The sequence below is a fragment of the Bacillus spongiae genome (assembly GCF_037120725.1).
GTDB classification, from domain to species: domain Bacteria; phylum Bacillota; class Bacilli; order Bacillales; family Bacillaceae_K; genus Bacillus_CI; species Bacillus_CI spongiae.
The window spans coordinates 78978-94401 of record NZ_JBBAXC010000001.1 but is presented as its reverse complement, the minus strand read 5'-3'; the positions used below and the strand labels follow the sequence as shown (position 1 = coordinate 94401).

The following is a 15424-nucleotide window of genomic DNA, read 5'->3' as shown; positions in this document are numbered from 1 at the left end:
TGTTAGGATCCCTCTTTGTTTTTTGCAAAGGGGGGCCCATTATTTTATAAGCTAGGTGATAAATATGAAAAAAACGATTATTAAGTTTGAACAGTTTGGATTTAAATATCGTACCCAAGCTCAGCCAACATTAAAAAATATTGAGTTAACAATTTATGAAGGAGAGAAAGTACTCATAGTTGGACCATCAGGGTCAGGGAAAAGTACAATTGGGCATTGTTTAAATGGGCTTGTTCCGTTTTCATACAAAGGAGAAACCGAGGGAAGTTTGGAGATTAAGGGCAAAGAGGTCAATAGCCAAGCCCTTTTCGAACGATCCGGATTAGTTGGAACGGTTTTACAAGATTCGGATGGTCAGTTTATTGGTTTATCTGTCGGAGAGGATATTGCTTTTTCCCTAGAGAATAATGCAACCGAACAAGAAGAGATGCAACGTCGGGTGGAAGGTGTGGCGGAACTAATTGAAATGGAACCTTACCTATCTCACTCGGTAAAGGAGCTCTCAGGGGGACAAAAACAACGTGTTGCATTAGGTGGGGTAATGGTTAATGAAGTTGATATTCTTTTATTTGATGAACCATTAGCAAATTTAGACCCAGCTGCTGGAAAATATGCTGTTACTCTTATTGATGACATCCAAAAAGAATCGAATAAAACCGTAATTATCATTGAGCATCGATTAGAGGATGTCCTTTACCGTCATGTTGATCGAATTATAGTCATGAATGCTGGGGAAATTGTGGCAGACCTTCCCCCAAATGAATTGTTAGCTACTTCTATTTTAGAAAAGACAAATATTCGAGAACCATTATATTTGAAAGCATTAAAGTATGCAGGTTGTACAATCACACCAACAATGAAACCAGAGCATATTGACACGATTGAATTAAAAGCATGTAAGGAGCACTTAAGAAATTGGTTTCAGTCAAGACCAGAAGGAGTTGTTCATGTAAAACAGAAACCAGTACTAGAAATCGAAGACCTTACTTTTTCTTATGACCGTAACAAACCGGTATTAATAAATTTGACCTTTTCTCTTCAAAAAGGTGAGATGGTTAGCATTGTTGGAGAAAATGGAGCAGGGAAATCAACTTTGTCAAGTGTATTGTGTGGATTTGAAAAACCAATTAGTGGTGAAATGAGGGTTAATGGTCTAGCTATGACTGATGATACGATAAAAGAACGGGCCAAGCGCATTGGCTTGGTTCTCCAAAACCCGAATCAGATGATTTCTAAGCATTATATTTATGACGAAGTTGCATTAGGTCTTTACGTTCGGGGATTCAAAGAGGAAGAAATTAAGGAGAGAGTGGACAAAGTACTAAAGGTATGTGGGTTGTACCCTTTTCGAAATTGGCCAATTTCAGCGCTTAGTTACGGACAAAAAAAACGAGTAACTATAGCTTCAATGTTGGTACTAGAACCGGAAATATTAATTTTAGATGAACCGACGGCTGGTCAGGATTATTATCACTATACTGAGGTGATGGAGTTTTTAGTAGAGTTAAACAAGCGTGGAGTGATTGTTGTAATCATAACGCATGATATGCACTTAATGCTTGAATATACCTCAAGGTCAATTGTGTTAAATGAAGGACGAGTGTTAATGGACGCACCACCAGAAGAGGTTTTAACAAATCCTGCTGTTATTAAAAAGGCCTCATTAAAAGAAACTTCTTTATATGAGTTGGCACTGAAATCTGGGATATCTGATCCAACTGAGTTTGTTCGTCGTTTTATCGCTCATGAGCGCAAGGAGGGGCGGAAATGGCGGTAAAGATGTTAACATATCAAGAAAAATCATCTTCCATTCATCAACTGACCGGTGCAACAAAGCTACTCTGTTTCGTTATGTGGTCTTTTGCAACTATGGTAACCTATGATACTCGAATTTTATTCCTGTTATTTGTTGTGAGCATTTTTGTATTTAGATTATCAAAGGTAGAATGGCAAGAAGTATCTTTTGTACTCCTATTTATTGTATTCTTTCTTTTTATTAATCATATTGCTATTTATTTGTTTTCCCCTCAGGAAGGTGCCATGATTTATGGAACAAAGCACGTATTACTAGAAGGAGTCGGGAGATATCAACTAACTGCAGAGCAACTTTTTTATCAATTCAATATTACATTGAAATACTTAACGGTTATCCCAGCTGCTCTTCTATTTATTGTTACCACTCATCCAAGTGAATTTGCATCCTCTTTACACCGTATCGGAGTGAACTATCGAATTGCCTATGCTGTTTCAATTGCTCTTCGTTATATTCCTGATGTTCAAAAGGATTATATTACAATAGCACGTGCGCAACAAGCCAGAGGTCTCGATTTGTCACGTAAGGAAAAGCTTCCAAAACGAATCAAAAATGCAATAGCTATTATCATTCCACTTATATTTTCAAGCTTAGAGCGAATCGAAACCGTATCAAATGTAATGGACTTACGTGGGTTTGGAAAAAAGAAAAACCGGACATGGTACAGTTCACGACCATTCCAAAGAAGAGATTACATAGCTCTTCTTTTAGTAGGAGGTTTATTGATATTATCACTTTCTGTCACCTTTTATGATGGAAATCGATTTTTCAACCCATTTTTGTAATTTTCTTCAGTCGATTTCTTCTCTATTCCAGAGGCCTTCATTCCTACTCTTATCGTTTAAGAGAAAATTCGCTCTATTCACGATAGGGAGTAGCATAATAACCATCTTAAACAAATTGAAGAGTATACTTAGAAATGAATCCATATTATGAACACCAACAGCCTAGCCTCGCGATGTAAGGAGGTTCTAAAAATTTTCACCAATGATTTCCAATGCAATTCCTTTTCCTATAACAGGATTCTTCTTTAGTGCTCCCAATGTATATGCAGTAAGAATTCTATCGTGTTTGTTGAAGCGAACTTCAAACTCGAATAATTCGCAACTCATCAACAATACGAGAATCAGCCAAGTTTTTTTACGCTTGGCTGATTCACTGAGGTAAAAAGAAATGAAAAAAATTCAATCCAAATGAAATTTTAGTACAAAGATATACAAGCATACTCTAGTCCGTTTTGATCTATGGTTGTGTCTTGATATAGTAATAAGCCATAATTTGGAATACAAGTACGTTTCCTATTAAAATCAATAAAAAGCCATTTAATGGATTATCCACTACCCCATAATGAAAGAGAACTAAAATGATACTAGTCCATAGAAGGCTAAATAAATAAGATGAATATCCTGCATTGACTATTATCTTCTCTCTCCTCTTATCATCTTGACCGTAGAAAAATAACTTTTCTGAAATAAACGAAATTCCTCCAAGTATTAAAAAAGTGCCAACTATTTTTTGCCCGTCATAAAAAAAGAAAGAGACACCAGCTACAGTTAGTAATACACCTAAAAGAATATTAATAAATTTCATTTAAAATCCTCTCTTTCTGTGCTGGAATGAATAAAGATCAACTTATACACAACGGCTATAGAATTAAGAACTCTTTATTATTAAACCTTAAAAAATAAAGAGTATTCTGATTATTTCACACAAGCTTGCCCGACTATATACTATCATCCGTTCCTTATCAAACTAACGCTCCCTTGATGATGTTAGCCAATTCTTCGTGATTTTAAAAACACCCATTAAAAATAATCCAATTGTAGCAATTATAAAAAAAGTAATGTTAATACTGTTTAAATCATTATTTATAACTGCCAAAAATAGAGCACCTACAGCAAACAATAAAAAGCCCATCCAACATAATACTTTTTGTATCAATTTGATCATCCCTTGTATGAACTGAAAATAACACCAGTGCTTTCTATTAATTGCCTCATTAACATCTCTTCTCATTTTCATATCCGACAGAATAAAAAGGCTACATTGTAAGTTGGATGTTTTAATTAACAATTTATTCATAATGATAGCATATATTCCATTTACTGTTTGACCATTTGTTGAATCACGCTATAGTTATTCGACTTTTTTCATCGTAAAAAAGCTCTTTAGTATAGATCCAAAGAGCAAAATGTAATTTTATTAAAGATACGATTTAACTTCAATTCACCATTACAGTTTCCTTTAGCCCTTTCTCTACGTTTATTTTATTGTCTTGAAAGTATTCCACTAAATTATCTGATTGATGGATATATATGAGTGCTTTCGACACCTTTTTTTTCATCCCGAAATACCCTGTTGAAGCAATCGGACTTTTGAAAATAATTTCATACTTTAATTCATCACTTATACCAAATATCCTCGTTAACACCCTAGGAAAAGCTGTAACATGAAATACATTTTGTTCATGAATCATTTCTCCGCTTTGTTTATACTGTATGGAGGTAGCTTGAATACGCTCAATGTCCTCGATATGAAACATCAATTCTCGTCTTGCCCCAATTTTCATCACGACTTTATTGTCTTTTACAAGGACTGGCGTGTTTCTAACCCAATTGTAGTCTCCTATTATGTAAATAATGCTGTAAATGTGAAGGCCTGACATGATGTAAGCAATAGACGGTTCTTCTTTTTTAAAGTAAATGTGAAAAACAAACATTTCAATGATTTGTTCATGCAAAAGTGCTAAAAATAACCAAAAGTACATCGATTTTTCATGTAAAGAAAATGGTGAAGATCTATTATGCTTTCGCCAATGAAAGATAGCATAATAAATAATTTTCCATTCTTTAATGATAATAGTCAAAAAAGGATTTCTATCTATTTTTCCTTGCTTATACTTCACATAGAGAAATAGTAGAAAGCCTTCAAATAAGACTACCATTATAACCATTGTAATGAGCATCTGAGTATCCATCATATTGCCCCCTAGCGATATAATTGAACATAAAACATACTTCACCTTTCACAAATAACGTCCTTAGTTACCTATTACTGTAAGTGTAAATTTTCCTTAGCACTCTGTAAATTAATCTTGTTATGATTCCATAATTTTGTCACATTTCACCAAATTCCTGACTCCTAACTTTGTTGATAAATGTATATAACAGCTTATTATAGTAGTACTGCCAGTATACTTATTCACAATACGTTTCTCCTGAAAATGGCGCTTTTCCGACTAAATAGTAAACAAAAAAGGGGCGCGTTCTGGAAAACGCGCTAACCTGTATCTAATGCATTAACTTTTCTCTGAGCTTAGCATATATAATCATGGTTTCACTTTTTTGATGTTCGAGTAGGCTTTGAATCACTTCAGATGGACCTCCGTTATTAATCATTGAGGGGCGCTAACTGTCCTTAATTGGTGCGGATGTATGATTTTTAAAATTTCAGCTCAATTAGAGATACGTTTTAGACTATGATGTTCTTTTTTGCTCTTCTTTCTGTCATTAATAAACAATCTTCTGATCATTCCATAGGAGTATTAACAGCTTCTTTTGTTCAGGAGTTAGGTTGGTCTTCTCTTTGAATAACCTTGATTTCTTATACTGTTTAATCCATTTATCTTCTTAAGTAAATGTACGGAACGCTCTTTTGTCATGTAAATTCTCTTCATTATTCAGATAGTAAGTTTATTCGACTTGACCTTAAACTTTCTGTCTAACTATGTGTAGCCGGTCCAGCCTTCTTTGATTTGTAAAAGAATCGGATTATTATCGAAAATACAAGCAATCCAATACAATCACATAGAGATCATTCGATTATAACTTGATGTTATATTTTTTCAAGAAATCTTTCACTCTAGATATATTTCTTTCTATAAAGTTTGTTGGATCTTCACTAACCTCCAATATATAATTCAGGAAACTTACTCTTCTAGCTGTCATAAATAAATCTAGCTCATAGTCAGTTACTTCAGGCAAATCACGAATCTTTCTATAACCTTCAAAATAAAGTTTTTTAACTTCGTCAAACTTTAGAGATTCATTATACTTGTAGTAATACAACATTATTGATAAATCGTGTATAGGTAAACCAAGCATAGAGTCTGCAAAATCAATAATGTGCATTTGTTCATCTTGTACCTTAATATTAAATGGATTTAGGTCACCATGTATTAATTGAATGTCTTCAATATTATTTTTATAGAAAGAAGATAATTTATTATTTAAATAAGGGATAATACTGTCCATTATTTGATGGTATTCCTTTGACAAATGTTTCTGAAATTCTTCTTGCTTATATATGGCTTGTTCTCCCTTAAAATAAAACACTTCATTCCACATTTTTGGGGTAAGTTCTGTAGGGACTGAAATCCCGTATGTTGCGTTATGCAAATGAGCAGTTAGCTCACCTAATTGCACAAGCCGCTTATCATTTTCATTTCCTTCTAACTCTTCACCATCCAACCAACTATAAACGGAAACATATTTCGGTGTAGAAGTATAATCTGATGAAATAACTTGTAATTTCTCACCATCTTTACCAGGGATCATTCTTGGTGCTGAAATGTGGTTTGTTTTATTTACAATGTCCATAAAAAATATTTCAGTAAGGTTATCTTCAAGAGAACTATATTCCTCTTCAAAAATCTTTAACGCATATACGTCGCCAAAGCTATCGATAACCTTGTATAAAAAGTTGGTCTCGTCACTCAAAAATTCTAATTGCTTTACTTGTAGATGATATCTTTCTGCCGAAAGTTCAGCTACCTTTTGTAAAGCTTCTTTTTTGGATAATGGGCTATTTTGTTCGTATGCCATATTATATACACCCTTTCAAATTGCAAGCTTTTTTATTCGTAATTCTTACTATTAAGACTAATTGATGATGAACCACAAATAAATAACAAGAATTATTAGTAATCAAAGTCACCATAAAAAAACTGATCATCTATTTTGCTAGATGATCAGTTCTAATGTCATTAATTCTTTGTATAAATTATTTTTTTTACAGTTTCAATTGAAAGGAAATGTTGTTCAGCTAATTGATAAACAGTCTTTCCATTTTTAAAATCATTTTTCATAGAAGTATTTCTTTCATTGATTTTTTGCCTTCCACCAGAACATGTACCCCATTTTTGAAAATTATTCTTCGTTTTAGGAATATATATTGTTTCCCCTTGAACATATTGTTGAAGTTCTTTTAGAAGTTTTTCAGGTAGAATTTTGTTTGCATTTATATAACTCATTTCTGCAGCCCCTTATTCGTCATTAATTCCTATAAATAAGGTGCAAAGCCATACATCAGAAATGGAAATACAAAGCAGCAGTGATTTTATTTTTCACTTCATGCGAAGTATTAATTTCTAATACAAGACTTTGCATGAGTAAATTCCAAATTTGCGAACGAAATAATTATCATAGTAATGCCCCTTCCCAAGTTAGACTATTATGCTATTTTATCAGAATTTTTAAACTTTTGAAACTGATGATATACATAAATTAAATTTTCATATCTCGCATAGATGATGCTGCTAGATCTATTTAAACTTTAGTAGAACAAACTATATAAAACTAAGGGAGGCGGTACTTCTTTATATCAGATCAACAGTAATATAGAATTATACAGTGATCAATAATTAGTTTATTAAACGAAATAACCCACTTAATTGAGTGGGTTATTTATAATAATATCTAGTTTTTATTTAGGTAGTGTAGAGATTAGTCATCGTGTCACCTTCGATTATTGGAAGTTCAATGGAACAATCAGTTCTATAATGCTATTTTATTGAAACCGGTTTATCGTGACTTTTTCTCGTGCTTAATGGCTCAATTGAATGTATAGGTAGATCCTTATAAATTTTCAAGATTATCCACTAAATCTTGGATACTAAAGTAAAGATGACCATGTTCGTCTACATGAATAACCTTTGCTTTTCTTAGTTTTGACAAGGTTCGACTAATGGTTTCTCTTGTTAGCCCAATCATACTAGCAAGTTCACTATTACTAAACGCCACTTTTAATGCGTAAGTATCGCCTTGGATATGCTCTCCATGAGTTTTCGAGATTCTAATTAATAATTTGATTACTTGATCATGGGTATTATTTAATAGTTGTACTTGAAGACGTTCCTGGAGATCAACTATTTTACTTCCAAGTATATTAAAGATTCTAATACATAATTTAGGGTTTTCGATTAGTATTTGTTCAAATTGTTCGATTGGAACAACGACTAATTCTGCATTATCGAGCACCTCTGAAAATGCAGGGTAGTTCCCTTTACGAAAGAAACCGACATGAGGAAACATATCTCCTTCCTTTAAGATTGAGACGATTTGTTCCTTTCCATTCAGTTCACTTTTATAAATTTTTATCCGACCTTTATAAATAAAGTAGACGTTTTCGAGTGGATCCTCCTGTAAGAATACGTGGCTTCCTTTTATGAAGGTTCTAGAGAATGAAATTTTCACAACTTTTTCAATTTCTTCTTGTTGTAAATCTTTAAAAATTGGGAATGTAGAAAGGAGTTGAGAAATATTTTCTTCGTTCATAATATTCCTCCTTTATGAACAGATGGAGAATTTCCCCCTATTTTGGGATCTTATATACTATAGTATTCTTTTAGCAATAATGCAAACATGAAAGGTCCATAACAATTAGAAGCAGATGAGCGATGAATATAACTGTAAAGTTTATGTAAAAACGAAAGAGGAGAAAACGATTTGCTTTCTCCTCTTTCTTCTAGAACGTTATACAAGTTATAATGATTATTCTTCTAGTTCCCCAGCTGGACCGAAGAATTCATAATGAATTTGTTCTTGTGGTATACCTAGTTCCTTGATGTTTCGATATATGGCTTTCATAAATGGAACAGGGCCGCAGAAATAGAATTCTGATTGGTTATCGTGAACGAGATCTTTAAGCGTATCTAATGTTACGAACCCTTCTTTATCATAGTTCTTTTCAGCACGATCACTAGTAGTAGGATCAGAGTAAGCAACGTATTTCTTTACGTTGTTATGTTGTTTTGCAATGTTATTCACATGTTCTGCCATAGCATGAACGTCACTGTTTAAAGCGGCATGAATAAATGTAACATCACGATTTGGTTGCTTCTCAATAACTGTATTTAACATACTAATCATAGGAGTTAGACCAACTCCCCCGCTCAATAGGACAATAGGAGCTTCTTTCTTTGTATCTAGAGCAAAGTCACCTGCTGGAGCACTTAATAGAATAGTATCTCCCTCATTTGCTTCATGATGAAGATAATTCGACACAACTCCTGCTGCTTTCTCTCCCACTTCATCTTCGCGTTTAACACTAATACGGTAGTAATCTTTTCCAGGTGCATCTGATAAGCTATATTGACGAAGTTGAGTATGTTTTTGGTCTTTAGGCTTTACTTTAATTGTTATATATTGACCTGGTAGGAAGGATGAAATGTCTCCTTTGTCTACTGGTTTTAAATAGAAGGATGTAATAACATCGCTTTCTTTAATTTTTTGATCAATATAAAATTCTCTAAAGTCAGACCAGCCACCTTTTTGTTGTTCCGCTGCTTTGTACATTTCATCTTCAACACCAATAAATGCATCTGCAATGACACCATAAGCTTCTCCCCATGCATTGATGATTTCATCTGTTGCTGCATCACCTAATACTTCTTTGATTGCTTGTAAAAGACAAGAGCCAACAATAGGGTATTGCTCTGGTTTAATTCCTAGGCCTCTATGTTTATGTCCAATTTGTTTAACAACCGGTAGGATTTTTTCCAATTGATCAATGTTTGCTGCTGCAGCATAAACAGCGTTAGCTAATGCCGTTTGTTGACGACCTTGTTTTTGATTGGCATGGTTAAAAATATCTAATAACTCCGGGTGTGAGTCAAACATTATTTGATAAAATCTTTTTGTGATTTTTGTTCCATGTGTTTCTAATACCGGAACGGTTGATTTAATAATAGCAATTGTGTCTTGAGAAAGCATAATGATTCTCCTTTCTATTCTGCAACTAACTTTTTTCAATTCAATTTGTATCTTACATCTACAATTATAGGAAATAGAATCTTAGTGGAGTGTGATTTTAATCACGCAAATTGTGTCTGTTTCTTGAACAGTATCGTTGACTTTCTTCAACTCCCCCTTATTCCGTCACGAATAACATGGCGTCTGTCTGAATTTATCATGTAACTGAGGTAGGGGAATTATTCATAGTTTAATGGGTTATATGATAAGAATTAGAGTTGTATAAAGAATAGCTCCTATTTTATTGACTAATGCATACCAATCTAATCATCGAAAGAGTGTCATAGCCAGTACCTTTAAGAAGAAAAATCATTATTTTTGTTTAATCCCATTCATTTTGTAACATCTAGGCTCATTTAATTGTAGTTTTTGATAATAGTTAACTTAACGTATAAGTCGACAGATGTAAGGATAAATTTACCTCATAGTTTTGTATCAATCTAAGAAAACAAGGCCCTTTTCAATAAAAGGCCTTGCATTCACTCCAATCATGTTCCAAACACGCACTCTGTTTTGCTCATCATGAATCGTAATGATAGTTAAGCTTTCTTTCGAACATTTCCAAATACAAGGAGAATACAGAAGATTGCTAACAGTGATAATAGCAAAAAGCTCATGGAATAAGAGCCAGTAGCGGTAAGGATGGCGGCTGCCACGAGCGGTGGGAAAAATCCTCCGAAACTTCCTATAGCTGCTACAACTCCATTTCCAATTCCAGCTTGCTTACCTGCTACTTCAGGAACAATCTTAAACACAACACCATTTCCAATTCCAGACATTGAACTAATTACCATTAAGGTCGTTACAAATAGTGGAAGCGATAAGGAAAAGGATAGGCAAACACCACTTACTGTAATAATGGAAAATACGATTAATAATAACCGGTAGGCATTAAAACGATCCGCTAAATATCCTCCAATCGGACGGATTAATGTGGCTATCATAATAAAGCTACCTGTAATAATTCCGGCATTTACTTTTGAAACCTCGTATATATTAACTAAGAAAATCGGCATAATCACAGTGAATGAGACAAACACCCCAAAGGTTAAGAAATAAAAAATAGATAATTTCAATATTTGTTTATGTTCAGCTATATATTTTAAGAGACGAACTTTTTGAGGTTTGATTGTTTGTTCTTCTCTATCACCTAAAAAGTAGTTAACCACAACAAAAAGGATAATTAAAATTAAGTAAAATTGGATCGTTAGTCTCCAACCGAATGAATTTGCTACTACCGGGGCAAGGAATGATGTAAAGGCTGTCCCCATATTCCCCATCCCATATAACCCATTCACAAAACCTAATCGATTTTTTGGAAAATATTTCGGAAGCGACGTAACTCCAATAGAAAATGTAGCTCCACTTATTCCTAAAAGAAGCCCAAAAAAGAAAAGCTCAATGAAAGACGTAGCTCGGCTTATAAAAAAGACAGGAATTAGTAAAAAAAGGAAATTAATAATAAATAGTTTTCTTGCCCCAAGAGAGCCAGTAAAGTAGCCAACTGGAATTCGTAGGAGTGACCCTACAATAACTGGTGCTGCAGTTACCCATGCAATTTGGTTGGCAGATAACTCAATATCTTTTGAGATAAAAGGCATTAAAGATGAAAGAATGACCCAAACCATAAAGCTAACAATTAAGCTTGATGTTTCTATTGTCAACACAAAAGATGGTTGTTTTTTTAGTAGATGATTCTTCATGATGACCCCTTCTTTCTTTATTTTATACTCTGAGTGTAGAACATATGTTATTACCAAAGTGTGACTAAAATCACACTTTGGAAAATAGCGTTCAGTGTATTAATAGAATCTAGCGCATTGTTTAATCTTGTAATTATGTAAACCTATTCATCGAATTGTAATAACAACTGAATTTTCTCTTCATTTATAAATGCCATATTGACTAATATATAGTCCAATTTCTTTTAGATTGCTGCTTTTAGTATTATCTTTCAGATACTTCTATTACTATCACGAATAACAAAGCTAGCTATACTAGTGGCGTAAAAGGGTATAGGCTATTTATTGAAAGAAAGACACTCTCGAATTTGGGAAATCTCAGAAGCATATTAATCAATCTCTTTTCAAAATAGCTTCTTTTTACTATGTACGATATTTTTGATTGAACTTTATTCCAAACTAACATATTAAAAAACATATCCACTCTTCCGAATAGGTTTTATATGAATATATTACTATTTATTACATTATTGAATAGGGAAGTTAGTAAATACTAACTAATAAACAAGAAAAATATTATATAAAAAGGGGAAGTAATGGTCATTATAATCAGAAAAATCAGATTTTCGTAGGATGCTTTCGTTTTCGATCTTATGTTTTACTAAAAATAGTAATTCAACTTTTATTTGAATTCGATTATATAAAGCAGGCTGTTTATTACGATTCAGAAAGATGAATACATGGAGTGGTGTCTTTACCTAAGATTTTTTGATTCTAACGGTAAAAGAGAACGATTTAAACCTGTATTAGCGCCTTCATTCTTTATTTGAAACCCTATACAATAAAGAAGACATCGATAAGATTAGCTTGGTCAACAAGTCTCATTAGTCCTAGTAATAGGGTTGCTGTTACTGACCGCAAAATAATTTCTTGAACCAATACTAATATCAGTCTTCTTGTAACCACTAGCAAAGTTAAGTTTTAAAAAATTACGAATAACCAAATTAAATGATAAAGGCAGTGCGCACAAACTCAGCTACTAATTTGGAAAACGTAAAAATAACAAATTCGATAAAGGATAATGTCTTTTCAAAATACAATGGCTTTCTATATATAGAAAGCCATTCAAAAAAAATTTAATTCCGAGTTTTTTTATATGTTTTGTCAATATTGAAATAGAGTCATAAGACGTGAAAAGTTGTTTCCTGAGGTATATCGCGTTATCCAGAGTACCTTGTGACGGATTTTAATGATCTTGCATCTTGGAAAAAATACCTGAGTGTAACACAAAATGGCGTATGAAAGTGCTAGTCAATGAACTAAAAATTGTGACATAGAACTATTATTTAAGAACCAGATTACGTTTACGATGACATACCATTACAAAATAAATAGATTGTTTTTCGAAAGTTGAATAAAGCAATTATTAGGGGAGGTGGTTGTGATGTAGAGGGTACATTAATGAAACTTTGAGTTTTCCTAGTTTCATTCTAAAAGAAAAAAAGCCATCGATAAGGTTACCTTGGTCAAGAAGTCTCCTCTCAATTTTAGAGTGCCGAAAAAAGTGAACCAACTAAAAAGTAGACTACTTTTGGGTTACACCATTTACAACAAAGGATTAGATATTTGAGTAAACACTCTAATTTATTGTTCATAAACTATCTTTTATTTGTGGAAAAATTCCATTCATTAGATGTAGGGAGCATCGATAGGTTAAATTAGCAATTTTTCTATCTCTGATGACCTTTATAATTCATAGGATAACTTTTTGACAATAACTAGAGATGGATAAAATTAATTTATTTGGGTGTGATATTAGGCTAATAACCTAATAAGGTTTTTACTTCAATATTAATTTTACTGGACAGGAGCGTATTAGAAATGAAAAAATTTATTAAAGCAGCTTCAACAACAACACTGGCAACAATAATAGGCATGAGTACAATAAATCCTACTAATGTTCTTGCTTCAAGTCAAAATGCAACTGACAGTGTATTAGATAGTCAACCATTAGTAACTCCCTTTCATAGCTACTATGAGGGAATATCGGAATATCCTGAACTAGCTATACCTAATTTATCTGAAGCTTTACAGAATACTTATGAAGTATTCCCTGAATCTACAAAAGATTTAGAAGGAGGACAGGTGACTCATCAAGGTCAAGGTCATTTATTTCAACCTCTTGGTATTTATAACGATTCTATTGATACACAAGGTGAAGTATGGTCTTTAGTAGATTCGATTAGTGATTCCTATAAATTTATCGCTGGATATATTTCACCAGATGGAAAATTTTATGATTTTTATTCAGACATTAGCCCACGCTCTATTTTTTTAGAAGAGTACATTAGAGAAGCAAAAAATGAGTTCAGAAAAGTACTGTCGGATATTTTAAGCATAGAATTTAGTTCTGGAGAAGGACATGTTCCTGAAAACCAATACTACGGCACGCTTCTCTTCGATTGGGGCGAATTCACCCCTGTGAATGGCCAATTAGATATGTATTATAAAAAAGTTGAAGAGACATTTAGTCTGAATGGAGCTTCAAACTTTGGTTTTCCAGTAATGTTACTCCCTGAGGTCGAGGTAGGAATCCCTTCTTCTGAAATAAATGTTTTTACTTCTTCAGTTGGTTTGGATACAAATCATTTTGATTATGGGTATAATGAAACATTATCTAGTGTTTTTGGATATGAAATCATTCTTCCTAGGGACGATTTATCAACCAGTTATCAATATAATTATAATGGAGGCTCAGTCGATTTTACTCTCTATCAGCTTGTAATGGAATATTCTTTTGAACCTAATGATGCTGTAAAGAGATCAGCTTCGAGTCTTAAGAGATCGCTAGATAGTAAAGGTCTTGGCACTAGTACGTTGAAATGGGAGGGAGCGTTCCAATCTCCAGTTGTCTATGAAGCTGGGCTATTTGCTGTAGAAAAGGAACAAGAACAAAATCTATTAGAACCATCTTCAATAAATGACTTTACAGACTCTGGATGGAATAGAAATGAAAATAAGCTTAACATAAGCTTTAGCTCAGAAACAACCCCTGATGGTGAACTAGCACAAAAATTAACCCAAACAGAGGTTAACGGTTCTGTACAGCAATATGTAAATATCGCTTCAGAAGGCAAGAAATATACATTTGGCGTTTGGTTGAAAGCAGATGAGCCTCACCAAGCACAGATAAAGATTCAAAATCGTCACAATACTGAATCAACAGGATTAAAAGTCGATGTTACAACTGAATGGCAGTATTTCTCCGTAACATCGGACCAACCGTTTTCTACAAATGATGGGATAACGGCTGTAATTTGGCCAAGTGTTTATAATGGAACAACAGACTCGGTGTATGCATCGAAAGCCAAGCTTATTGAAGAATAATTGATGTATTAATTTTCTATAGTTATTAGAAAAAGATTACGCTAATACTATAGGAAGTTATGGTTGATAATTTCACTTATTTTCTCTTCCTCTCTATGATTACTTTAATGGTTTTTAATAGAGAAATAGATTCCCTATTTTCAATCTAACCGCAAACAATGAATGGTTCTAATTCAATTTCATTTTGGACAGACTTCACCTCCGAGTAAAGCTGTCCTTTTTTAATGCAGTAATTATCTATTAAAGACTGAATAAAATTTCGTAAATGTCCTATAAAAATGGAGAGTTCATTTCCTTGTTTTTTTAGGATTACATTTATGAAGGAAAACCATTTCGTAATAGATGCATTAGTTCAACAAATTAAGGAATCAATCCAAGCTTCACCGTCACCTTCTACAAACGCGGGCTTTAGTTTAACGAAGATAGATAATTTGTCTCGAATTTTAGTTGGGTGGGATTGTAGAACAACAGCGGTAGAAAGTGATGGGATTTTATATAGAAATTCATACTAA

Annotated in this window: 10 protein-coding genes and 1 pseudogene; 4 read left to right on the top strand and 7 right to left on the bottom strand. The window is 33.3% G+C overall.

The features are described from left to right. The first annotated feature begins 64 nt into the window (after nucleotides 1-64). Both WAK64_RS00430 and WAK64_RS00425 read left to right on the top strand, forming a co-directional pair. The gene (locus WAK64_RS00430) at nucleotides 65-1777 is read left to right on the top strand and encodes an ABC transporter ATP-binding protein (protein WP_336584947.1); all 1713 of its coding nucleotides are present in this window, start codon (nucleotides 65-67) and stop codon (nucleotides 1775-1777) included. Then, nucleotides 1768-2598, top strand: a complete 831-nt coding sequence (locus WAK64_RS00425; protein ID WP_336584946.1) for an energy-coupling factor transporter transmembrane component T family protein — start codon at nucleotides 1768-1770, stop codon at nucleotides 2596-2598. Before WAK64_RS00430 ends, WAK64_RS00425 begins: the two co-directional genes overlap by 10 nt. A gap of 457 nt (nucleotides 2599-3055) precedes the next feature. Here the strand turns inward: WAK64_RS00425 and WAK64_RS00420 are convergent, their stop codons facing one another. The 7 genes and pseudogenes from WAK64_RS00420 to WAK64_RS00390 all read right to left on the bottom strand — a co-directional run. After that, nucleotides 3056-3403, bottom strand: coding sequence for a hypothetical protein (locus tag WAK64_RS00420; RefSeq protein ID WP_336584945.1), 348 nt, complete (start codon nucleotides 3401-3403; stop codon nucleotides 3056-3058). A gap of 631 nt (nucleotides 3404-4034) precedes the next feature. After that, nucleotides 4035-4793 (bottom strand): hypothetical protein, encoded by a 759-nt coding sequence (locus WAK64_RS00415; RefSeq protein WP_336584944.1) that lies wholly within the window; start codon nucleotides 4791-4793, stop codon nucleotides 4035-4037. 841 nt (nucleotides 4794-5634) lie between these two features. Further along, nucleotides 5635-6636, bottom strand: coding sequence for a phosphotransferase enzyme family protein (locus tag WAK64_RS00410; protein WP_336584943.1), 1002 nt, complete (start codon nucleotides 6634-6636; stop codon nucleotides 5635-5637). Nucleotides 6637-6797: 161 nt separating this feature from the next. Next, on the bottom strand, nucleotides 6798-7064 hold the full coding sequence (locus WAK64_RS00405) for a CD3324 family protein (RefSeq protein WP_336584942.1): 267 nt from the start codon (nucleotides 7062-7064) through the stop codon (nucleotides 6798-6800). 604 nt (nucleotides 7065-7668) lie between these two features. Beyond that, nucleotides 7669-8367 carry a Crp/Fnr family transcriptional regulator gene (locus WAK64_RS00400; RefSeq protein ID WP_336584941.1) on the bottom strand — a complete coding sequence of 233 codons (699 nt, stop codon included), beginning with the start codon at nucleotides 8365-8367 and terminating at the stop codon, nucleotides 7669-7671. 216 nt (nucleotides 8368-8583) lie between these two features. Further along, nucleotides 8584-9804 (bottom strand): NO-inducible flavohemoprotein, encoded by a 1221-nt coding sequence (hmpA, locus tag WAK64_RS00395; RefSeq protein WP_336584940.1) that lies wholly within the window; start codon nucleotides 9802-9804, stop codon nucleotides 8584-8586. A 570-nt stretch (nucleotides 9805-10374) separates the two neighbouring features. Beyond that, nucleotides 10375-11546: pseudogene (locus tag WAK64_RS00390) on the bottom strand (nitrate/nitrite transporter); the annotation flags it as partial. Between the two features lie 1860 nt (nucleotides 11547-13406). Between WAK64_RS00390 and WAK64_RS00385 the strand changes: the two are divergent. Both WAK64_RS00385 and WAK64_RS00380 read left to right on the top strand, forming a co-directional pair. Continuing rightward, entirely contained in the window at nucleotides 13407-14912 is a 1506-nt protein-coding gene (locus tag WAK64_RS00385) for a phage head spike fiber domain-containing protein (RefSeq protein ID WP_336584939.1), read from the top strand. Between the two features lie 317 nt (nucleotides 14913-15229). Then, entirely contained in the window at nucleotides 15230-15424 is a 195-nt protein-coding gene (locus WAK64_RS00380) for a hypothetical protein (protein ID WP_336584938.1), read from the top strand.